The following is a 23,705-nucleotide window of genomic DNA, read 5'->3' as shown; positions in this document are numbered from 1 at the left end:
TGCATCTTACTCTAAAATAGCTCGATATCAGTTGTGGCATCCTGTGCCTCGATATCATGCAGGTACTTAACCTCTCTTTTCTCAATCGTGTCATTATGCATTTGTCTCAGCTTTTTTACTTTGGCAGTACCTGACTGGGGATGAAACACAACTTTCCTAGGCCATGGCCCACCGACATCGTGAGAGACCAATTCGAGATTCTCTTCCTCTACATAGGCTTGTGCAAACCGTATATTACCTACGCCAATATCTGTCATCGCACTGATTATTTTACCACCACCAAATAGCTTCACTTTAAGATTGGCACGACTGGCACCATTTTTGAGCACTTCGTTAATCAAAAACTCCATGGCCCAGTTACCGTAACGACAGTTAAAATCATCTGAATGAACATTGGTCACATCCTTCATTTTTTGTGCGCCTGGTAACATAAAGTGGTTCATGCCTCCGATCCCAAGTTTCTCATCATACACGCACGCAGCAATACACGAACCAAGTACAGTTGAAATAAGTTCATCATTTTTAGATACATAGAACTCGCCCGGTAAGACTTTGGCAACAACTTTATTGCGTCCTGCATCCCAAAAGCGCTTAACATGCTCAAAGCCCCTGATCACCGGCCTAAAATGGTTCATGCTGAATCTACCTTCTTATACATAGTTTTACCTAAATTCTTAAAATCACTGCGCTCTTTACTCATGGTTTCAGAATGCCCAATAAATAAATGTCCGTGAGAAGATGCAAGCATCCGGTGGTAACCATCAAACAATGTGTCTTTTGTCTCTTTGTCGAAGTAAATTAATACGTTTCTGCAAAAGATTAGATCAAATGGCCCTCGCATTGGCCAAGGCTCTAATAAGTTCAAACGCTTAAAAAAAATTAAGTTTTTTAACTGGTCTTTAACGCGGTATTGGCTTCCATCACTGCTTTTTAAAAACCATTTTCTTAGGTGCCCGTCATCTAATCCCGTCACAGATTGGCTGCTATAAATTCCTTGCGATGCCTTTTGCAAAACATTGGAGTCCAAATCAGTTGCCAATACTTTCACATCCCAATCACTTGGAAACTCCCCTGCGACAGTCATTGCAATACTGTATGGCTCTTCACCTGTTGAGCAACCCGCAGACCAAACTCGTACCCGTCTCGAGTGCCGATTATCTTCCTTAATTTTAGGGATAAGTTTATTCTTCAAATAATCAAAATGATGTGACTCTCTAAAGAAAGAAGTAAGATTAGTCGTTATCGCATTGATAAAGTGGCTGAACTCTTGATCACTACTGCTATCTAAAAATGCGAGATAATCTTCAAAATTACTGAGCCCGTTAGCCCTGATCCTTCTGGCCAATCGTGAATACACCATTTCACGCTTGTGGGGCCCTAATACAATGCCACAGGCGCTATATACTTTTTCAGACACTTTCTGGAAATCCGTGTCAGTGAATGGAAACTCTTTCATATGCTCACATAGCTTTAATCGTATGTTGATTGACTACAGCTCAATATCAATGTCTATCAGAATACCCGCATTGTCAGGGCACCCTGATTATGATTAGGGTGCTGTTAAAACTCTTCCCATTCTTCCGAGTCATCAGCAAATCTGTTTGCAGGCTCGGGTACTCTCTGAGAAATATCTGCTGTTGGCTTCGAAGAAGTGTTATTCAATTGCCTATTAACATTGTTGTGATTTGGTGCTTTTTGAGGCGTAGCAAGCCGTTCCGTTGGTACACTTGTCACCTGAGGTGCTGCACTGTGTGAGCCCGAATCACCAACATTGAAGAAGTTTAACAGTCTGCGCATATCATTTGCTTGCTCCGCCATGGACTCACCAGCTGCAGATGCCTGCTCTACCAATGCGGCATTTTGCTGCGTCATCTCATCCATTTGCGAAACGGCTTTGTTAACTTGTTCGATGCCTGAACTCTGCTCTTCTGAAGCCTCTGCTATATCAGATATCATCTCTGTTACCCGTTTAACTGCGGCAACAATCTCTTTCAACGTTGCGCCCGACTCATTCACAAGCAATGTACCATCTTCAACCTTACCGACACTGTCTCTGATCAAATCTTTGATCTCTTTTGCAGCCCCCGCCGAACGCTGAGCTAGATTTCTTACTTCGCCCGCAACCACCGCAAAGCCACGCCCTTGTTCACCGGCTCTTGCAGCCTCTACCGCTGCGTTTAATGCCAGTAGGTTAGTTTGGAATGCAATTTCATCAATCACACTGATAATATCAGCTATCTTTTTACTTGATTCGTTAATCTCTGACATACTGGCCACGGCACGGTTAACAACCTCACCACCGGTCGCAGCCTTTTCACTTGTCTCTGCCGCCAGCTCATTGGCAACTTTTGCATTATCTGCATTCTGTCTGACGGTACTGGTCATCTCTTCCATACTCGAAGCCGTTTCTTCCAGTGATGAGGCCTGCTCTTCCGTTCTTTGACTTAAATCCGCATTGCCCTGAGATATCTCCTCAGCCCCACTCGCGACCATAGCTGCTGATGAACTTATCCGGTTCAAAACTTCTGTGAGTTTGTCTGCCGTTGTGTTGGCATCTTGCTTAAGCTTGTCAAATGCCCCGTTGTAATCCGCATTAATTCTTTGCGTCAAATCACCGTTGGCTAACGCATCTAACATATTCACAGTATCTGAGACTGCATCGTCAACAAGAGACACTAAGCCATTCAATCCTTTGGCTAATCTGAGATAAAAACCCTGTTTATCATTTTCATTAAGACGAACGGCCAGATTGCCATCACGAGCAGACTCCACCAGTTCATTAACTTCCAGTTCAATCGCCACTTCGTCTGTACGATCTTCCCACTCAACAACCGTACCAATGCGGTCACCTTCCTCACTGACTATCGGATTAGCAACCAAGCCGAAAGTACGTCCTCCGACTTTAATTTCCGTCTTATAGGTTTCTGTCAGGTTAGTAATCATGTTGCGCTGATGTGCCGGATTTTTATGAAACACATCAATATTTGAACCCATGAGTTTAGCGCAATCGAAATTAGGCAGATCTTGGCGTATATCACGCTCTGCATTTTTCATCATGGTCGTGACCGAGTCATTCATATAGACGATATTAAAATGGCCATCTGCAATCATGGTGTTAGTCGCAACATTGTCCAGTGCGCGCCTTACTCTAAGGTTTTCATTTGCCGCTTTTCTCTCTTCGCGCTCTTGTGCCAAACGCTCTGTTTTATCTTCCCACTCTACGACTGTACCAAGTCGGTTCCCATTACTATCTTGCACTGGTGTAGCGATTAAGCCAAAGGTAAACCCAGCCACTTCAATGTCGGTTTGATAGGTCTCTGTCATACTGCTTAGCAAGTTTCTTTGATGGCTTGGGTTAACATGGAAAATATCTATATTTTGGCCTATTAAAGCATCGACATTAAGACGAGGAAGCGCTTCTTGAAGGCGGGGTTGATTCTTTCTTAGCATGCGTATCACGGACTCATTTGCATACACGATGTTATAGTCATCATCCGCTAACATAACGTTCGCTTGGCACACGTTCAATGCACTAGATATACGTGCATTTTTCTCCGCCTCTGCCTTTTGATTTTGCTCAAAGGCTAATTGCTCGGTAAGGTCTTTCCACTCGACTAAAGTCGCTATACGCTCGTTATTACTGCTAAGCACAGGTGTTGCAATCAAATCAAAGGTCAACCCAGAAACTGTAATTTGCGTTTTATATACATCGCGCAAATTGGCCAGTAAATTACGCTGATAGCTTGGATTGGCATGAAACATATCGATGTTCGTACCAATGGTTGTTGCCACGTTAAAATTGGGCAATTCTTTACGTAATTGATGTTCATTTTGTCTGAGCATGCCTGTAACAGAATCATTCATATAAACAATGTTTAAATCACTATCTGCAACCATAATATTGGCTTGGCACCCTTTGAGCGCTAACAGTAAACTTTCAGTATGATCATCAACATGCTGCTCTTCTTTTACTTCCTCCTGGGATAAAACACGGTAAAGTTGCGGAAACCCTGACAGATCTAACTGTTCAAATCGTTCGCGGTTATTAACGGCTATATAAGGGAGAGCAGAATAGACAGCAACAAGTTGCTCTGAAAGAGGTGATAAACCATGTTTCAAAAAGATTAAAGCAGCGATCGTCCCCAGCAATGGAATCGCAAATGATATCATCCGTATTTGCTCTGATTCAGCTAGTCCTAGCTGAGCACCAACAATGACACTAATAACCAGAATAATGCCTGCTACTAGAATCTTGTTATTAATACTGCTTTGGATACTCTGTTCGCTCATTTCGACCCCCAATTAGCCTTTGAGTCCACTTTTATCACTCAAATCTAAGACCTTTTCTAGATTTAAAAGCACAACCATTTTTTGACCGACGTTTACTAGCCCGTGAACAAAATATGCATTATCAGAATCCTGAAAATCAGGTACATCTTTCGCTTTTTCCTCAGCGATGCTGTAAACATCTGATACGGCATCCACCACTAGTCCCATAATTTTTTGCTGTTCTTTAATTTGCACTGATACCACAATCACCACGGTCAGAGGACCATATTCAATTGCGCTTATGCCAAATCGCATGCGCAAATCAATAATTGGTACGATTGTGCCTCTTAAGTTCATCGCACCTCTCACAAAATTAGGCGAGTTAGGTATTGTTGTCACAGGCTCCCAACCTCTAATTTCCTGCACTGCTAAAATATCCATTCCATATTCTTCATCGTGCATCATAAAGGTTAAAAATTGCTTCTCATCCGACTCACCGTCAAACATCAGCTGCTGATTCACCTCAACTTGATCAATCATGCTGGCTCAGCCTCCTCACCTTTCAAATCAACCAATAGCTCTGTTGATCCAGGTCTACGTAGACCGCTCAATTTAATTAGCCCACTAATATCAATGATCAACGACACCGTACCATCACCTAAAATAGTCGCCCCAGAAATACCATCCACCTTTTGGTAATTCGCTTCTAAGCTCTTGATCACGACTTGTTGCTGAGCCAATAAATCATCTACCAATAACCCTATTTTGTAGTTATCACTTTCAACGACCACCAGTAGTGTTTTGTCTAGTTCTTCACGCGCACCTTTGTGACTAAAAATATCGTAGAGCCGTAATATTGGTATGTATTCATCACGTAAACGCAGTACCTCCAACCCTTTACCTACTTTGCTAACTTTAGAAATATCTATCTGTAGTGATTCAACAATAGAAATGAGCGGAATAATATAGGTATGGGTTGCCACCTGAACGAGTTGTCCATCAAGAATTGCTAAAGTGAGTGGCAACCTAATGGTAAAAGTAGAGCCGACCCCTTGCTTTGAGGTGACCTCAACCGAGCCATTTAACGCTTGAATATTACGCCTTACCACGTCCATACCCACACCACGTCCCGAAATATCACTCACACTGTCTGCAGTAGAAAATCCTGGCATAAAAATAAGCTCATTGATTTCTTCCACGCTGAGGTCATCTGATTCACTTATCAATCCATTCGCAATCGCCTTGCTGCGGATTTTTTCAGTGTCCAAGCCTTTGCCATCATCCATGATTTCAATCACGATATTGCCGCCTTGATGGAATGCATTAAGCGTAACGATACCAACAGGCTCTTTACCATTGGCAATGCGTTCTTCAGGAGTCTCCAATCCATGGTCTAGTGAGTTTCTAACCAAATGAACCATGGGATCAGAAAGCTTTTCCATCACTGTTTTATCTAATTCGGTTTGCTCACCCACTAATTTAAGTTCGACTTGTTTATTGAGCTTCTGTGACGTATCTCTAACTAACCTTGGGAAGCGACTAAACACAAAGCTGATAGGCAACATGCGAATACGCATTACATTTTCTTGTAAATCTCGCGTATTGTGTGCCAATTGAGCTAGACCTTCTTGTAATGCCGCGATACTAGATTCAGTAATTTCTTGATCGCCTATCTGACTCAACATCGCTTGCGTTATAACAAGCTCTCCCACCATATTTATTAACGAGTCAACTTTATCTATACCTACGCGAATAGAAGTCGCGGTGGAGTCACTAGACTTTTTGCTTTCTGTTTTACTAGTTTTGACTGATTCTACTTTTTTCTGCACAGCTGTCAGGTTTGCTTCTGCTTGCACACTGGTATCAACCTGATTTTCAGAGGCAGATTGCTCAGCCGCTAATGGTCCACTCTCTTCAGACTGAGTCGCCACCTCCGGCGTACCTATCGTATCGTCTTCAAATAAACCGCCACACGCTTCAATTTTAATGTCCGCATCATCCTCAACCCACTCAAATATTTCAGAGATGGCGTGCTCAGGCTTGACCGTTGTTAAAAAGAACCGCCAATGCAAAAAACAATCTTCAGGGTCGAATTCTAAAAAGTCTGGGATCCCATCATGAAATGCACTTACTTCCAATTGCCCTAATTCTGCGAGCTCTGAAAACATATATAAAGGCTCATTACCAGTCTTAAACAAATGGGGTTCTGGTTTGAAATCTATTTGATAAGTGGTACTTTGCTGTACTTCTGAGGCGACATGTTCCTCTTCAACGTCAACTGACTCTGAAGTCTCGCCACCTAGTATTGCCTCAAAACGCGCTTTAAGTTCATTCGCTTCGCTTAGATCAGGCTCTTCCTCAGCTTGCAATGCCCCCAGCAAACCGCGAACACAATCGACAGATTTGAGTAATAAATTGACGTGCTCCGCTGTCAGTACTCTCTGCCCATCACGAATTTGATCCAGTAATGTTTCCAGAACATGAGTAAAGTCTGACACAGACACAAACCCAAATGTGCCACTTCCCCCTTTAATTGAGTGGGCAGCCCTAAAAATTGTATTTATGGTCTCGGAATCTTCTTTGCCTGGTTCTAGATTTAGAAGCTCTGCTTCCATTGCATCCAGACCTTCAAAGCTTTCCTCAAAAAACACATCGAAAAACTGGCTTAAATCTATGCTCATGCCTATACCTCGTTGGTACTAGCGAATGACTTTCTTCAATACGGCTAATAATTGATCCGGATTAAAAGGCTTTACGATCCAACCTGTGGCACCTGCGGCCTTGCCTTCACTTTTTTTGTCTAATCCAGATTCAGTAGTTAACATCAGTAACGGCGTGAATTTGTAATTTGGTAGGCTACGCAATTCTCTAATTAAGGTGATCCCATCCATCACAGGCATGTTTACATCTGATATCACAGCATCAAACCCCTGCTGTTTAGCCAGATTTAATGCCTCACTTCCGTCCTTTGCTTCTGTGACGTCAAACCCTGCTTTTTTAAGAGTAAATCCAACCATTTGTCGCATTGAAGCAGAATCATCCACAGCTAAAATCTTTTTCATATTGACCTCTTAAATCTTACTGCTAAAGGATAAAATTTCAGTTAAACCAAGTTGCTCTACAGACTCAAACAAAATAGGGCTATCACCATGCCAAGTAATTCTCTGATCAAAATTCAATAACCGTTTTTGCAATGCACACAACATTTGAATCGAAGCAGTATCAACTTTTGAAACATCACTAATATCAATGCAGATTGATTGCCCAGACTCCAGCTCTAAAACAAACAACTGGTGGAGCTCTTCAACTTTATTGATGGCTAACTCAGAAGGAAGTTTAATCATGCGCTTGGCACATTCCCTGTAAAAGTTATAGATAAGATTAGATTAGACGTTGATAGTAAAATTGCCAAAAATTAGGCAAAAGAAATAAAAATATTATTAACTTAGAAACAACCAACTCCAGTTAAAAGGCTGCACTTCTGGCACGGATTATAATTTCAAAGTCCGCAACTATCTGGCTAGTGTTGACACTTGGCACCTGGCCCTTTTTGAATTCAGGTTTGAATATTGCGCTTAACCTACCTGTTGGGTCTATCAATGCAATCGACGCACTATGGTCAACATAATAATCCGTGTCTTTTGAGTCGTTGATGGCGTAAATTAAACCGATGTCCCTAACAAATGGAAACAGGTGCTTATGAGAGTGAGTGACGGCTAAAAATGAGTCATCAAAATACGCGATGTAATCTTTTCGTTTTTGCGCAGAATCTCGGCTGGGGTCAACTGAAACAAACCATACTTGTGTTTTTTCGAGCGTATTGATTTTATCTTTAATCTGTGTGAGCTTGGCCAAAGTCATAGGGCAAATATCCGGGCAGCTCGTGTAGCCCAAAAACAGCAAGTTCCATTGCCCCATTAAGTGCTCATTTGTCACCATATTGCCGTTTTGATCTGCCAATTCAAATGGCTTTAATAATTTAGGACTCGGGTACTGTACTGTCAGCTCTGAGACCATTTCAGGCTTTGAACATGACAATAATAAACTTGATAACAACACCAACAATATTAATCGCATTAGGTCACTAACTTATCAATAAATAAGGCACTAAAGAGTAACAATAAATAGCTGATCGAAAAACGAAAAACTTGCATTGCCGACTCCGAGTTTGATTCAAAATATAAAAGCACCACTTTTTGTAAAAAACGCGCATTTAAAAAGCTTGCCACGGCCAAGTATAATAACCCTGACATACCAATTAAATATGGCAAGATACACACTAAGACCAATAGAATAGTATATGCAATCATGCATAATTTAGTGAATTGAATACCATGAGTGACCGGTAACATGGGCACATTTGCTCGTTCATAATCTTGCTTTCTAGCGATTGCGAGTGCCCAAAAATGCGGGGGTGTCCAAGTAAATATCATCATGACTAATAACCATGGCTCAGCACTTAACGCCTGTGTTTCACTCACCCACCCAAGTAACGGAGGCATAGCGCCTGCCAGCCCACCAATCACAATATTTTGCGGTGTTGATCGTTTTAAATAGACGGTATACACCACCGCATATCCGAACAATGCTAACACCGTAAGCAGCGTACACAACCAGTTACTATAGAGCAGCAGTAAAAGGACTCCGAACATACCTATCATAAATGCAAACAAGTAAGCTTGTGATACGCTCAATTGATTCATTACCAATGGTCGGTGCCGCGTTCGTGCCATCCGTTTGTCTCTAGCCCTGTCCAAAATATGATTAATTGCGGCCGCAGCAGCAGAGACAAAGCCAATCCCCAGCAATGCTCCTAACTGTAGCCAGCCGCTGCGCTGGGTGTCAGGTGCCAATACAATCCCAACCCAAGCTGTTAGTACTAACATTAGCACCACTTTAGGCTTGCATATGTTGACGTAGGCTTGAAGGTGTTTTGCAACTCCTTCAAGCGCATAGGTATATTTGCCAAACTCAGTATTCATATCCACACCTGCCTAGCACGTGACAGTAGAAAGCAGGCTCTGATCAACGCCAACAGTAGCAATGCAGCCATTAGGTTATGAAATAAAGTCAATAAGATGGGGAATTTAAAATAGACAATGATACCGCCAACGGCAACCTGCAATAGCACCAATATCGCAACTTGGTTAGCAGCGTTGCGAATAATAGGCTGTGATATTTTAAAATGAATTAATACCGCCATTGCGACCAGCGCCAGTAAAGTAACACTGGCCCAAATACGATGCATCAAATGAATCGATACCCGCGTTTCAAATGGTAATACACCATATTCGTATGTACTTGATTGCTTTGGCAACTCGAGTAAACTTGACCAAGAAAAAAGCTCACTATTCGAGCACAGTGGTAGCCCTGTACAATGCGGTGCGGCATAATTTGCAGCGAGCCAACCACCCAGCGCAATTTGCAATACCAAAACACCTGTACAAAAAACACCTGCCTTCAGGCATACACTAGCTCGAGGTTCATATTCAACCGCTGGAGGGGCTGATCGTAAGTACAGCAAGGTCAAGAGAGATAATACTGTGAAGCCCCCCAGTAAATGGCCCATCACGACAAATGGCTGTAAGTTCATCGTAACTGTCCACATGCCAAGTAGGGCTTGAATTCCTATCATAAATACCAGAGCCCCCGCTAAGACCTTAGGCGCATGTTGAGCTCTAGAGCGAATGATCACAATAAATAATAATAAGACCACCAACGCTAAGCTACCTGCAAAGTAACGATGGATCATTTCAATCCACGCCTTGCGGGGTTCAATAGTACTACTGGGGTACTTTAACTGCGCGGCCGTAATTTCGTGCATTTCGTTGGGGACTGTTAAAAATCCATAACACCCAGGCCAATCTGGGCAACCCAACCCTGCATTACTCAATCGTGTGTATGCGCCAAGCACCACGACACAAATCGCCAACATACAAGCAAATGTAATAGTTCGTTGAAGTACAGTAGACATAACGCCTCCTTACTGAGAACGAGCGTAATTTAAGAGTTTTTTCATGTCCTTCAAGAGCCCCTTGAGAACGAGTCTATTCGCATCAGGATTTGACTGGTAAGGGTATTCCAAAACAACTAGGCCATGTTTATCTACTAAATAAAATGCTGCTGGCATAAGCTTATCTTGAACATCTTGCTCTACCGTACTCTCACCATCACCAACCAATATAATAGCAACCTTATTACGGTGCTTACCCAATGCAACATCCAAGTTTTCTACATTACTTTTTTGTACATCACAGGCTGAACGACAACCTTTAGGCACATTTAAAACGATGCTCCACAACTTGTCTTTAGACTGCACAGGAAGCCAGACTTCAGACTCTAAAAAATCGCCATTGTTCGTAGTACGATTGGGCCTAAAATCTAAACTCAATACTGTAACAGCAGCAATAATGGGCAAGAGAAAGCAACCTATAAATAACCCTAGTGTTTTACTCATCTGATCAACTCCTTGGATTTTGGCCTTGTCGCAAAAAACGCGATGATGCCTGCAGACAAACCGATCAAAAACCACTGTAGAGCATAAGCCCGATGCTTGTCAGGGCTCATTACAACAGCTTTATAATGCGGTGTAACGCCAGTTACTACGGTTCGATTAGCTATCACCAATAACGGCGAAACTGCTACGCTTAATTCGCGACTAAAGAAAGACCACTCTAAATACTGTAAGACATTGCGATGGTGGGCACTTTGGTTTGGATATTTTGCTAATGTAAATCCAGACCACTCTCCTATTTTAAACTGAGCTTTAACCTCGATAGGCTCAAGAGGTAATTCAATAATTGGCAGCTGAGAGCGATCTGCACCTGCCGCTACGAATCCTAAATTAATGATAAAGTGCTCATCTACACCATCAGCGTTAAATAGCGCAATTAAGTCATAGCCGATTTGACCATTCAAAATTTGATTATCGAGCAGCCACCAATAGTCTGGTACCAACTGCCCGACTAACTCGGTTTTAGCGCCTTGCAATAATTCAGTGTTGGTATTCATTAAAAGCCTTTGATTTTCACGGTGTTCACTCAACATCGCTAGCTGTGCTTGCTTTTCAAACGCCCTTTGCCATTGCCAATACGACAATCTAAAACAAACAGACATCACCAGAACCACTGCAAAAATCACCATTACTGTACTAATCTTTTTATTAAACACGCTAATGGCAGGCCCCCCAATGCTTATAAAATGGATTATCACAGCACTTCTTTTCGTTATTCTATATCAGCTTTTTCATGCTTTATTTGTGATGCTGAGTGGCGCTGAAAAGTCAAAAAACATGTCTAAAATTCTGGGAAAAAGGGTTTTCTTTTCACTTATCACCATGTTAGTCATCACACTGTCCAGCCAACTTGGGCTATTTACCTTTAATGAACAACCGGTCTCTAAAGCACATATACAAAAACAAACAAACATAGCCAAACAACATCCACAAAATGCCAATACCAAGCCGCAGCCTGAAATGCAAAATGTTGATTAGCATCTAAATGCCCTTTTAAAATGCGCAGCCAAACCACTAACAACATCAATGCACCGAGTGTCACATGTAAACCGTGAAAGCCCGTCAGCATAAAAAATGTATTGCCATAAATACCAGAATCTAATTTCAACCCAAGCTCAATGTAAGCGTGGATATATTCTTCAACTTGCAACCCTAAAAAAATAAATCCCAATAATATTGTTAAGCCCAAAAACACTTTAAGCTTTGTCCGTTCGTCTTGCTCAATGGCGGTATGCGCAAAATGTAATGTCACTGAAGAAGTAAGCAGGATCACGGTATTAATTAGAGGTAGGCCTTGCCATGGCATCGCTTGAGTTGCAGTCCCATCTGGTGTCACCAACAATGGCCATACGGCTTCAAACTCAGGCCACAACACTTCATTGGTCATTAAGTTATTACTCGCACCGCCTAACCATGGCACCGCAAACATCCTCACATAAAACAAAGCGCCAAAAAATGCTGCAAAAAACATCACTTCAGAGAATATGAACCACCCCATGCCTTGTCTAAATGAGCGATCCATTTGTGCTGAATATAATCCACTCATAGACTCATCAATCACATGTCTAAACCAACCCACAATCATAGCGATGAGTACGATAATACCGAGCAACAATGTCCAAATTCCGGAACTCGTATCTTTACCTAGCTGCATGACCGTTAACCCTGCACCAACAGCAATGAAAAACATTGCAATAGCGCCAACAATAGGCCACGGGCTTTGCTCTGGCACATAATAGGTTTGGTAGCTCTTATCCATTTTGAGGTCCTCGCACAATAATCGGCATAACCTGAATAAACTGTTGAGCGACTACATTTGATATTGGCTCAACTTTCTCCGCAGTTACACTCTCTGTGATGTCATATAGAGTGTAAGAGAGCGTCAACTCTTGCACATCTTTTGGCAACTCAGTATCTACATAAAATCGCAATGTAAATTCGACTGATTCATTTGCAGCCATAGGTTGCTGGTCAAAACAAAAGCAAGCGAGCTTGTGTAAGTACTTAGCAGCTTGCCCCGGTGACACAGAGGGGATCGCTTGCATCACCCGATCTCTGTCACTGAAGTTGTGCGCTAAAAACTTCACTTCGGACAACTTTCCGGGTTGAACGTTGACCGAATATTGCAACGCCTTAACTTTGAAAGGTGTGGTGCTTTTTGCGTGCGTTGTAAAACTAACTTCAACCTCTCGAGATTCATCAACGCCTTCACTCTTTTGAGCCACCACTAAATCCACTTTGCCATTTAGGCCTGTGATGTCACAAAACACGTCATAAAGAGGGACCAACGCGAATGCAAAAGCAAACATACCAAGCACCGTTAATACCAATTTTTGTATAAGCGCCGTATGCATTAGTCTACCTTTGGCGGAGTCGAGAAAGTATGGTATGGCGCAGGCGATGCCACTTGCCACTCAAGCCCCTCAGCACCGTCCCATACCTTAGCGTCAGCTTTTTTCCCACCTGCTATGCACTTGAAAACAACGGCCACGAATAGCAGCTGAGATAAACCAAATGCGAAACCGCCAATACTAATAATGGCGTTAAAATCTGCAAATTGTAGTGCATAGTCGGGGATCCGTCTTGGCATACCAGCTAGCCCCACAAAGTGCATTGGGAAAAATAAAACATTCACACTGACCAACGACAACCAAAAATGCCATTGCGCCAAAGTCTCGCTATACATATTTCCTGTCCATTTCGGTAGCCAGTAATACGCCGCAGCCATAATGGAAAAAACAGCGCCAGTCACCAGTACATAGTGAAAGTGGGCAACGACAAAATACGTGTCATGGTATTGAAAATCTGCGGGTGTAATGGCCAACATAAGGCCGGAAAAGCCACCAAGGGTAAATAACACAATAAAAGCAATGGCAAACATCATCGGAATTTCAAAGCTGATCGCGCCGCGCCACATGGTTGCCACCCAATTAAATACCTTCACTCCCGTTGGAACTGAGATCAGCATCGTCGCGTACATGAAAAAAAGCTCACCAGCCAATGGCATACCCGTTGTAAACATGTGATGCGCCCAAACAACGAAAGACAATAATGCAATCGACGATGTGGCATACACCATGGACGCATAGCCAAAAAGCTTTTTACGCGAAAAAGTAGGGACTATGGTAGAGATAATACCAAATGCAGGTAGTATCATGATATACACTTCAGGGTGCCCAAAAAACCAGAATATATGTTGAAACATAACAGGATCTCCACCTCCTGCGGCATCAAAAAAACTTGTTCCAAAATACTTATCAGTGAGTACCATGGTCACAGCCCCTGCCAATACAGGCATCACTGCAATCAACAAAAATGCGGTTATCAACCATGTCCATACAAATAACGGAAGCTTCATCCAAGTCATGCCTGGGGCCCGCATGTTAACGATAGTCACGATCACGTTGATGGCTCCCATAATTGAGCTCACCCCCATAATGTGTACGGCAAAAACAAACAATGCCGTATTATCGTTGCTATATGTTGTGGAAAGCGGTGCATAAAATGTCCAGCCAAACGCTGGGCCACCGCCTTCCATAAATAAAGAAGCGAGTAATATGGCAAACGCAAAGGGTAAAATCCAAAAGCTCCAATTATTCATCCGCGGTAAGGCCATATCAGGTGCCCCTATCATCATCGGGATCATCCAGTTAGCAAGCCCTGTGAAGGCTGGCATAACAGCACCAAATACCATTATCAAACCGTGAACTGTGGTCATTTGGTTGAAAAAATGCGGGTCAACAAGCTGCATACCCGGCTGAAATAATTCGGCACGGATAACCATCGCCATGGCACCGCCAGTGAGAAACATCAATAGAGAAAAAAGTAGATATAAAGAGCCAATGTCTTTGTGATTAGTTGTAAAAATCCACCGTTTAAGCCCTGACGGCGCACCGTGATGGTGCTCGTGAGATACGGGTTGTTCTTGTGCGGTAGTCGACATTATTCTTTCTCCTTAGTCTCATCAATGAAGGCCTGAATTTGCCCCGGTTGAACTACCTCTTGCGTATCATTACCCCAGCTGTTGCGTTTATATGTGATCACACCGGCAATTTCTGTTAGCGTAAGTTGCTTTCCAAAAGCTTGCATGGCCGTGCCGGGACGCCCATTAACTAATATATCAATATGTGCTTTTAACTCCCCATTGACCACCGTACTGCCCTTCATCGCTGGAAACACCCCTGGTAAGCCTAACCCTGTGGGTTGATGGCATGCGGCACAATAAGCCATATATACTTTTTCACCTGTTGCCATTAACTCTTCTTTAGATAACGTGGCACTAACTGAAGCCGCCTCTGCTTGCTGCGCCTTTGCTTTCGTCTGCTTAGCCTCTGCAAGCCACATATCGAAGTCTTCAGGAGAACGTGCATCAACCACAACAGGCATAAAGCCATGATCTTTGCCACACAACTCAGCACACTGCCCTCGATAAATGCCTTGCTCATTTACCCGCGTCCAGGCTTCATTGATAAACCCAGGGTTTGCATCTTTTTTTACGGCAAAATCGGGCACCCACCAAGAGTGAATGACATCATCGGAGGTCAATAAAAATCGTACTTTTCGGTCAGTGGGAATAACCAGAGGCTTATCGACTTCTAACAAGTAGTGCTCATCCTTCGCTTGTAAATTGTCGATTTGATCTTTTGGCGTTGACAGGACAGAGAAAAAGTCAACGTCATGGCCCATATACTCATAATGCCACTTCCATTGAGATCCTGTGACCTTGATTGTGAGATCAGACTTACTGGTATCCTCCATTGCGATCAGCGTTTTAGTCGCAGGAATAGCCATCACAACCAAAATCAAAAATGGAATAGCAGTCCACACAATTTCTACTTTGGTACTCTCATGAAACTGTGCTGGCTCAGCACCTTTAGACTTGCGGTGATGTATTAACGCCCAAAACATCACCGAAAAGACAATAGCGCCAATCACACAGCAGATCAGAAAGATCGTCATGTGTAACTGATAAACTTCATTACTAACATCCGTCACCCCTTGACGCATGTTATAATCGCTGGCTGCTGTACTGAAGCTCGCCAGTAATGGGACAAAGAAATTGAACAGCTTTACATTCGCAAGATTCATGTGACGTCTCCGATCCCTTATAATTTTAATATTGAAGGGGTTTTTATTATTGGATGACTGTCATTAGGTTTTATTGCCTAAACTGCATGACTTCTTTAACGATTAGTAAAGAAACAACCAGCTTGCAAGTTTTGTCTTTTTACTGACTGCACTGATTTTGAGTGTTTACTTCATTTGAAATTTAACTTCACACATCTAAAAAGATGCATAACTCAGTTGATGAGATTTAGTTATGTAATAATAACAATAAATTAGGAAGGCAATTTGTCACTATTCAAAAGTAGCAGCAACGGCCACAAGTTAACTTTTTCGAAAAAATCCAGTTCCACAAATAAAGAAAAATAGTCGTTTTAAGGCGATGGTCACCCTATACCCCATTTGGCGATGAAACTGTTAAAAAGTCGTAACATAGATAATATGTATAAAATTTTCATTCTTTAGTATTCGATTTGGCATTGCCATTTAAATTTTTCTTAAAATCGATTTATTATTAAATTTTAATGAATTATTTAACTAATTTTTGTGGCATCAATTAACAATGCCACAAATCCGTACCTTTAGTTTACCCAAAGATCTCTGATCCTAGGCATGCTTTCACTTGACCCCCAGAAGTAATTTGTAGAGCAACCGCTCGACCAAAACCCAACTGTTTTATCCTGCGCATGTGCGGCTAAAACCGCACTTACCATTTGATTATACTGTTTTAAATCAGGGTGAATATAAACCATCGTTTTCTTTCTATAGTGACCTGGATTTATAGGAACCTCTTCTGCTAACAAAACAACTGTTCCACCTTCACCAAATATATGTACTTTACTCAATTTAACGCCTGTGCCCAATGGGGTTAACTAACCTGCAACATAAATATTAACTGAGAAAACAGACAATAAAAAAGCACTCACTTTAATTATTTTTTTCATTTATTTCCTTCCTAACTCTATTTTAAATTTAACTTTAAAAATAACCATAAAGAAAAAAATTAAAAAAAAGAAAATAAAAAGGGGGAACATTTAGAAACAAACATTAATCAAACAGCCATTACAAGCTTAACTTTAACACAAGCCTTTGTTGAAATAAGAAAAAAATCTCACATAATTAAACATAAAAAAACCAAGCCAATTATTATAAATAGACTTACAAACACCAAGAAAACATTAATTAACCAACAACATCTGCTGTCTTTATCATCGACTTTCCAATGCTAAAAAGCGTGTTAATTAAGTCAAATATAAACATATTCATACGGTATCATTACTCGTAATCACAATAAGGAGAATTGCCATTAGTTTATCAAGCAATATTGGATTAGTGATTTTAATAAATAAAAAGACCTTAACAATTAAAAAATCAAGTGCTAAGCAAGGTAAGATGAAATGAATTGAAATTACTAGAATTACTAAGTAAGCCTAAAATTACATATCTTATTTTTACCATAGAACAATATCCTATGAATCAAATGATAATTCCCCCTTCCTTAACTAGGCTTATATTTAATTATAGAAGATAAGCTTACCATTTAGTAAATAAAACAAATCTTGCCAAAAAAAAGTTCTTACATTGTATATAAAACGTCAAGGCTTTGGTAAAAAATAAACGAGCCCAAAATGGGCTCACATGCAAATTTAATGACGGACCGTGCCTGTAATATTACAAACCATATCTTCCCCCTGAGCGCTATGACATAAATTCACATCACAATGCGTTATCTGAGTCGGAGTATATGTTCCACCACCACCCGGACGACTGCTACCGCCAGCGATTTGAGGTGTCATACCTTCACTAATAGAGTTGTGGGTTTTAGTAAGAGATTTTAGTTTAGTTTTTTTAAGTTTAATGTTCATTTTTTATTCCTGTTTTTTATCGAGCTCCCATTTAACCTACACACAAAAAAATTTAAAAAAAACATATAACCCTGAAAAAAAACACAACCTTTTCTAAATAAAAAATAACTAAGTATTTTAGAAAGATAGCAAGATAAACTTAGAAAAAAACTGTACATTATAAATAATCGCTGAAATAAAAATTATTAAATAACAATGTAACCTCCTAAAAACCATTAACCCTGAATTAAAAAATCTGGCAGATAAATTAGATTTATCACTAGCAACTCCTGTAAAAAATCAGGCAGCTAATCACCCTGGTACATCATGGCTAAAAAGCGTTAATTTAAAACTTGATACTGGAGATAGTTAACCCATATGCTACACCACACCTGTAAAGCACATCACCGATGAGTTTAAATACCCCCCTAATCATATTTCACTAGGACTTAACAATTAAAAAAACCATACAAATCAAAACCCAAACACCTTTAAATTTTACATAGTGGAAATAAAAGCGCACGCATTAAATCTTACTACCATTTATTCGGAGGTTTAAAAAAACCAACCACCTCTCGAAAAATTATAATATTCTCACCTAGGTAAAATTGAGTAAAGCCCATTCATAAAATGAGCACCGAAGCCATAATCAGATTAGTTAAAACAAATAACAATAATCATTAATTAAGCTAACGTATACCGCGCGGTAGATTTAACAAATGTAATGGTAGATCATTCACAATATTGTGAAAGATAGAAAAACAAAACAGTGTGTTTATGAGACTGTTATGATTAGCTTAAATACAATCAGATTTTTGCGACCACCATATTATTCACAGAGGCGCTGTTTAAATAAGCACTTCATAGGATGGCTTAGTCAATACGGTGAGAGTTTACGAACTGAAAGCGGTAACAAATAAACCAATAAACAACGCTCGGGCATGTCTTAAAAGCTGGGCACCACAACGTAAAGTGCATACACCCAGACTTCATACCGTGGCTGGTCAATTCAAAGTGTCTATGATAAAAATCAGAACCAAAATTCCTGATTAGGTTCTTTAGCTATTTTGTGGCAAAAATAAAGGTAACAACTCTTCGGCAATCACCTTCATTGTTTGCTCATCACGCTCATGGCCTGTTGTCACTATCATTAAATCTAACTTGTCTATGATAACAATATATTGCCCTCCCCCACCTTGTGCTGAGCGAGTCAGATAGCGTTTATTACCAATAAGCATGTCTGCTTGCCACCAATAATAACCATACCCAGGATTTTTAACCCTATTACCTGTAAAAAATATATCACTTTCATTCAGTGCGACTATTTCATTGGATGATTTAGCTAAGTACGCTTTGGGGAGCAACTGCTTACCCTGCCATTTACCCTCAGATTTAACTAGCAAACCCAATTTAACCATATCTCTTGATGTCAACTCTGCACCATATGCGCCTATGGGTAAACCGCAGCTCCCTTCTCGCCACTGATAGTTGAAAATCCCTAACTTGTGAAAAAGTTCCTTTTCGATAAAAGCTTTGGCCCCATTTGGTACCACCGCATTGAGCACAAGCATTGCAAGCTCCGGATCTTCACTTTGATAGTTAAATACTTGGCTCAAAGGCGTAATTGGTGATGAAGATGACAATATCGCTTGTAACTGATCATGAGTACTTTTTTTTCCCAACTTTTCAATTGCAGCTGCAAATCGTTCACCATCCATACGTAACCCTGATCGCATCGTTAAAACTTGATGCAAAGTAATGCTCTTCACCCCCGATGAAAACTGCGCTGGGTTCAAATCATGAAAAAATGATACTATAGGCTTGTTCAGATCGGATTTATTTAAATGACCAAGCGCAATGGCACGACCGATAGCTAAACTCAAAATAGCTTTAGTCACTGATGCTTGGCGATGAGGTTTATCAATTCTGCCCCGTAAATAGTAAGATTCAAAGATCAGTGAATCACCCTTCACAACCAGCAAACTGTCGTACTTTCCAAATGTTTGTACATTTATTTTCTTAGCAAACTCATTGAGCTTCGCTTTATCAGCATTGAAGCTATCAAATTTGCCAACTTGGATGCCATCACCTAGCTGTTCTGGTGAAAAGCTAATGTACGGCACGTTAAAACTCGGTAACTCCGAGTGGGGCAACGCTTTCTCCGTTGCCGTTGCCATAAGTACTACTGAATTATTTTCTTTAGCCGATATAGTTGCGGCGGCCAGCGTAACAACACAAGTCAATATGATCAGCTTTTTTTTAGCTAGTTTGTTAAAAGGTACTCTCATCAGCTCCTCCCTCCATTTAATCAATCTCTATACACAAACTCTATTGTGTTAATTTCGACAGCCATGACACTCCACGAGCCGCTGTCATTGGTACCGCTTGAGAATGATCTCCTTCCATCACTTCATGTGTTAAAGACAATTGACTATGCTTACGCGCATTTAGCTTGGAGAGCAGCACATCAACATGCGTTTTAAGGCGCGCTTCTTGGTCGCCATATGAGATAAACACATTTGCTTTAAGTTGCTTCTGCTGACTCAATAAATTGCTTAAATAGTCCATACTGCCACCTAAAGCTGGACTGCCTAATATGTAGTGATTGAAGGTATCCGGTTGTGCAGCTAAGACGTAGACCCCAAATTGACCACCAAGTGAATAACCAAAGTATGCGCGCTGGTCAGATTTGGTTCTGTAGAGTGTATCAACCCGTTTAATGACGTCATTGCGAATGAAGGCTAAATGTTTTTCAGCTTGGCCAAAGTGATATTTGGCCTGACGAGCTTTGTCCGTTGACGGAGTCACCGTATAGTCTCGAAACCGGCTGGCGTGCGGCACCGCAACCTTACCGTCTCCTCTCGGCATGTCTTTTTGCCAAGATATCCCAACTAAAATTGCATCATCCATTAAAAATGTGGTTGCTGCGGATAGCAAGTCTAGTTGCCATACTGCATCAGTGAAATACACAACTGGGTAACGACGTTTTAGATCTTTTCCATAGCCTTCTGGTAATTTGACCAGCAGTTCATATTGACCACCATTTACCGAACTGACGATGGGCACAACTTGCGTTTGGGGCGTGGTATATGCATCAAACTCCATCGCTTGTAACTGCCACATGGGCAACATCATATATATCAATACTTGCACAAATTTTTTCATCATTGTTCCTCGTTATTTATACTCTATAAACTTGGCTAAAAAGCAATGTATCGTTGATTGGCTCAGAGATAAGATTAATGCGCTTGGAACAAGATGCTTGATGTCTTGCTGACGTCTCGTTGACTTTGCAATGAAGAATAAAATAGCAAAATATTCAATTGGTTATAATTGATATTTCACTATCAATTACGTATGTTAACCATGCTTTTTGCAGAATAAGATAATAATGACAACTGCCATCGACCAGTGGGAAAGACTATGCAACAACAATATTGGGTAGGCGACTTTTATATCGATTTGTCCAGAAACCAAATTAAATACCAAGATCATACCCAGACACTCGCCCCTAAAGCGCTGGCAGTGCTAAATGTCTTAGCACAGCATCAAGGTAAAGTATTGAGTCAAGACAGACTGCTCGATGCAGTATGGCACGACGTTATCGTCTCACCTAATACGTTACAGCGCAGTATCGCACAACTTAGAAAAGCATTTGGAGACGATGGCAAAGAACAAGTGTTCATTAAAACACATGCAAAGCAAGGTTATAGCTTAGAAGCTGAAGTCACGTGGGATAATAGTAATACAGTAGTCACAAACAACCACTTACCACTTACCAACCATGCACATACCGAACAAACAATATCACCCGAACTGCCCGCGACGCCTCGCCAAAATAAAAGTGCTGGTAAGCATAAAATAGTACTCACCGCGCTAAGTTGCTGCATCGCTTTAGGTGCAATCGCACTGATATTTCATCCAGACCCACAATCTTTTAACGTTGAAAAGCTCACGGCGCTTACAGCCACAGACAACAGAGAAAATGCAGGGATCTATTCACCCAAGGGCGACTATGTGGTTTTTCATCGTTATGAAGACCGCCTGTGTATCAATAATATTTGGGCTAAACACACCCAAACTCAAGCTGAATTCCAGCTCACACAACAACTCAACTCAAACGGCACACATACCTTCTCAGAAGATGGTAAAACTCTTTACTTTGTACAAGAGCAAGATTGCAGAAAACCCATCACACAAAAACAGTGTTATCAGCTTATGAGCTTAGATTTTGCTCAGTCGCTAATATCACCTCAACAGCCTACAAGTATCATGGAATGTAAACATTCCCGGCTACGCTCCCCCAATTGGATGGCAGGTGGCCACCTTGCACTTTTACAACAATACCAAGCCAGATGGGAGTTAATACGCTATACAATTGAAACGAAAGAAAGCCAGCTCATTTATGGCTCAGAAAACGAAAACGTCATTTCATATGCCTATTCCACACAAGAAAACCTACTCGCCCTCACCACTATAAACACAGATGGTGAATACCACTTACAACTAGTCACTCCTGCAGGAGAAATACGTTCAAAAGTGGCTATTCAATATCCTCAAGAAGTCGCAAAATATCGCCTTATTTCTCCTAGTTTCTCCCCCCTAGATGAAAAACTGGTATTTAGTACTGGCCGGCAGTTTTTTACACTTTCCTACGACGGTGATATTGAAAAAGTCAGTTTACCTCTAGATGAACCTATGGGCTCGCCTAGCTTTCATCCAAATGGGGATCGCATATTGGTCATCAAAGGCTTTTATGACCGAGATATTGCATCGCTGCAAATAGCAGGGTCAGCTCCAGAAGTAAACGAAGCGCATAAAGATCATCATCAAACCCAATTTAATATCATCGAACGATCTATTTCCTCAGAAGGCAGCGCAGTCTTTCAGCCCAATGGCAAAAAATTAGCTTTTCGCTCCCAGCGTTCGGGTATTGATCAAGTTTGGGTTAGTGATGGTAAAACTACTCAGCAATTGTCGAACTTTGCAATGGATAACTATATTGACGGACTAGCTTGGAGCCAAGATGGAAAGCGTATTCTAACCAACGCAAACAAGGAGTTGTACCAACTTTCACTAGATGGCACCAGCCAACATTTCCCTTACACAGTACCAATTGACCAGCTATTTCATTGGGATAGTCGTAAGCACACTGCGCTTGCAAACATCCGAGTGGCTGGGCTGCTTAAATTTGCCAAACTCAACTTATCCGAATTAACTTTTACTGTACTCAAAGATTCGCCAGTCAATTGGGCACAGCGTATGAGCAATGGGCATATTATCTACACTGATCAGCTTGACCGATTTTGGCAGACCGGTGGTATAGAAGATACCTTAATAGACGCACTCGTTGCTCAGGGTAGTGATAAACGTTTCGTGCTTGATAACAACCATATATATGGGATTAATGAGCAGTTTGAGCTTTGGCGGTATCACCTTGAGCAACAGCAACTAACAAAGCTCATGACACTTCCCAAAACTCTCGATTACCTTACCGACGTGCGTGACTCGATCGCTTTAATTTCATTGCGCATAAATGCTAAAAAAGAGCTTGTAGAGCTGACTCTAAGCCAGTAATTAAATGACTCACAAACCCGAAAGCCAAGTATTTGCTTGGTTTATTATTTTTTACTGCCCGCATAATAAAAACAAAAATTAAACCTTTATATAACGCAATTTAAACATGCAGCGTTATACAAGCTTAAGAGCCACCACCAAAACCGTCACCGCCATGAAGAAATTAATTAAATAACACCCTAAAAAACAAAAATATAAAATCCAAAAACACCACAACAAGTTAAAAACCAATTCAAAACACAAATTAATAAAACATCAAACCAACAACCAAAACAAAAAAGAAAAATATAAAAACCCATTAAATTTTTAATAAATTAAATAATCAATAAAAATTAATTACCACAAAATAAAATTACATTGTAATTAAAATATAGATCATTTAATGTTTTTTATGTGTTTGATTCTGAGAAAGGGCTTTCAGGAGTCAAGTAACAAAA

General features: G+C 41.0%; 22 protein-coding genes. 2 read left to right on the top strand and 20 right to left on the bottom strand.

Features of this window, described 5'->3' with window-relative positions; all coding sequences use genetic code 11:
* Positions 1-11 precede the first annotated feature (11 nt).
* The 12 genes from cheD to S4054249_RS01925 form a co-directional block, all read right to left on the bottom strand.
* Complete coding sequence (cheD, locus tag S4054249_RS01980) at positions 12-635, bottom strand: chemoreceptor glutamine deamidase CheD (protein WP_046355953.1); 624 nt, start codon at positions 633-635, stop codon at positions 12-14.
* Positions 632-1,456 (bottom strand): CheR family methyltransferase, encoded by an 825-nt coding sequence (locus tag S4054249_RS01975; protein WP_046355952.1) that lies wholly within the window; start codon positions 1,454-1,456, stop codon positions 632-634. Before S4054249_RS01975 ends, cheD begins: the two co-directional genes overlap by 4 nt.
* Before the next feature lie 104 nt (positions 1,457-1,560).
* Positions 1,561-4,290, bottom strand: coding sequence for a methyl-accepting chemotaxis protein (locus S4054249_RS01970; RefSeq protein ID WP_046355951.1), 2,730 nt, complete (start codon positions 4,288-4,290; stop codon positions 1,561-1,563).
* 12 nt (positions 4,291-4,302) lie between these two features.
* Positions 4,303-4,809 (bottom strand): chemotaxis protein CheW, encoded by a 507-nt coding sequence (locus S4054249_RS01965; RefSeq protein ID WP_046355950.1) that lies wholly within the window; start codon positions 4,807-4,809, stop codon positions 4,303-4,305.
* On the bottom strand, positions 4,806-6,950 hold the full coding sequence (locus S4054249_RS01960; protein WP_046355949.1) for a chemotaxis protein CheA: 2,145 nt from the start codon (positions 6,948-6,950) through the stop codon (positions 4,806-4,808). Before S4054249_RS01960 ends, S4054249_RS01965 begins: the two co-directional genes overlap by 4 nt.
* 18 nt (positions 6,951-6,968) lie before the next feature.
* Entirely contained in the window at positions 6,969-7,331 is a 363-nt protein-coding gene (locus S4054249_RS01955) for a response regulator (RefSeq protein WP_046355948.1), read from the bottom strand.
* A gap of 9 nt (positions 7,332-7,340) precedes the next feature.
* Positions 7,341-7,613, bottom strand: a complete 273-nt coding sequence (locus S4054249_RS01950; RefSeq protein ID WP_046355947.1) for an STAS domain-containing protein — start codon at positions 7,611-7,613, stop codon at positions 7,341-7,343.
* A gap of 121 nt (positions 7,614-7,734) precedes the next feature.
* Entirely contained in the window at positions 7,735-8,346 is a 612-nt protein-coding gene (locus tag S4054249_RS01945) for an SCO family protein (RefSeq protein WP_046355946.1), read from the bottom strand.
* A complete protein-coding gene (gene cyoE / locus S4054249_RS01940) occupies positions 8,346-9,251 on the bottom strand; it encodes a heme o synthase (protein ID WP_046355945.1) in 906 nt (301 codons plus the stop codon). Before cyoE ends, S4054249_RS01945 begins: the two co-directional genes overlap by 1 nt.
* Entirely contained in the window at positions 9,248-10,243 is a 996-nt protein-coding gene (locus S4054249_RS01935) for a COX15/CtaA family protein (RefSeq protein WP_046355944.1), read from the bottom strand. The genes cyoE and S4054249_RS01935 overlap by 4 nt, the downstream gene beginning before the upstream one ends.
* Before the next feature lie 9 nt (positions 10,244-10,252).
* Complete coding sequence (locus tag S4054249_RS01930) at positions 10,253-10,726, bottom strand: hypothetical protein (protein ID WP_046355943.1); 474 nt, start codon at positions 10,724-10,726, stop codon at positions 10,253-10,255.
* Entirely contained in the window at positions 10,723-11,412 is a 690-nt protein-coding gene (locus S4054249_RS01925; RefSeq protein WP_080928341.1) for an SURF1 family protein, read from the bottom strand. The genes S4054249_RS01930 and S4054249_RS01925 overlap by 4 nt, the downstream gene beginning before the upstream one ends.
* A 31-nt stretch (positions 11,413-11,443) precedes the next feature.
* Here S4054249_RS01925 and S4054249_RS25775 point away from each other — a divergent pair, with 31 nt between their 5' ends.
* Positions 11,444-11,761, top strand: a complete 318-nt coding sequence (locus S4054249_RS25775) for a DUF2909 family protein (RefSeq protein WP_080928340.1) — start codon at positions 11,444-11,446, stop codon at positions 11,759-11,761.
* Here S4054249_RS25775 and S4054249_RS01920 read toward each other — a convergent pair.
* From S4054249_RS01920 to S4054249_RS01885, 8 genes are all read right to left on the bottom strand, one after another.
* The gene (locus S4054249_RS01920; protein ID WP_046355941.1) at positions 11,667-12,542 is read right to left on the bottom strand and encodes a cytochrome c oxidase subunit 3; all 876 of its coding nucleotides are present in this window, start codon (positions 12,540-12,542) and stop codon (positions 11,667-11,669) included. The two genes, S4054249_RS25775 and S4054249_RS01920, sit on opposite strands and share 95 nt — an antisense overlap.
* Entirely contained in the window at positions 12,535-13,137 is a 603-nt protein-coding gene (locus tag S4054249_RS01915; RefSeq protein WP_046355940.1) for a cytochrome c oxidase assembly protein, read from the bottom strand. Before S4054249_RS01915 ends, S4054249_RS01920 begins: the two co-directional genes overlap by 8 nt.
* Positions 13,137-14,726: a cytochrome c oxidase subunit I gene (gene ctaD, locus S4054249_RS01910; protein ID WP_046355939.1), complete on the bottom strand. Its 1,590-nt coding sequence runs from the start codon at positions 14,724-14,726 to the stop codon at positions 13,137-13,139. Before ctaD ends, S4054249_RS01915 begins: the two co-directional genes overlap by 1 nt.
* Positions 14,726-15,871 (bottom strand): cytochrome c oxidase subunit II, encoded by a 1,146-nt coding sequence (gene coxB, locus S4054249_RS01905; RefSeq protein ID WP_046355938.1) that lies wholly within the window; start codon positions 15,869-15,871, stop codon positions 14,726-14,728. The genes ctaD and coxB overlap by 1 nt, the downstream gene beginning before the upstream one ends.
* A gap of 557 nt (positions 15,872-16,428) precedes the next feature.
* On the bottom strand, positions 16,429-16,692 hold the full coding sequence (locus S4054249_RS01900; protein ID WP_046355937.1) for a hypothetical protein: 264 nt from the start codon (positions 16,690-16,692) through the stop codon (positions 16,429-16,431).
* An 801-nt stretch (positions 16,693-17,493) separates the two neighbouring features.
* On the bottom strand, positions 17,494-17,712 hold the full coding sequence (locus S4054249_RS01895) for a hypothetical protein (protein ID WP_046355936.1): 219 nt from the start codon (positions 17,710-17,712) through the stop codon (positions 17,494-17,496).
* A 1,037-nt stretch (positions 17,713-18,749) separates the two neighbouring features.
* The gene (locus S4054249_RS01890; protein WP_046355935.1) at positions 18,750-19,979 is read right to left on the bottom strand and encodes a serine hydrolase domain-containing protein; all 1,230 of its coding nucleotides are present in this window, start codon (positions 19,977-19,979) and stop codon (positions 18,750-18,752) included.
* 40 nt (positions 19,980-20,019) lie between these two features.
* A complete protein-coding gene (locus tag S4054249_RS01885) occupies positions 20,020-20,859 on the bottom strand; it encodes an alpha/beta hydrolase (RefSeq protein WP_080928339.1) in 840 nt (279 codons plus the stop codon).
* Between the two features lie 255 nt (positions 20,860-21,114).
* Here S4054249_RS01885 and S4054249_RS01880 point away from each other — a divergent pair, with 255 nt between their 5' ends.
* On the top strand, positions 21,115-23,268 hold the full coding sequence (locus S4054249_RS01880) for a winged helix-turn-helix domain-containing protein (RefSeq protein ID WP_046355933.1): 2,154 nt from the start codon (positions 21,115-21,117) through the stop codon (positions 23,266-23,268).
* Positions 23,269-23,705 lie beyond the last annotated feature (437 nt).

The organism is Pseudoalteromonas luteoviolacea (genome assembly GCF_001750165.1).
Taxonomy (GTDB): Bacteria; Pseudomonadota; Gammaproteobacteria; order Enterobacterales; family Alteromonadaceae; genus Pseudoalteromonas; species Pseudoalteromonas luteoviolacea_G.
Note: the sequence above shows the minus strand (reverse complement) of the source record. Positions and strands in the feature narration are given on the sequence as shown.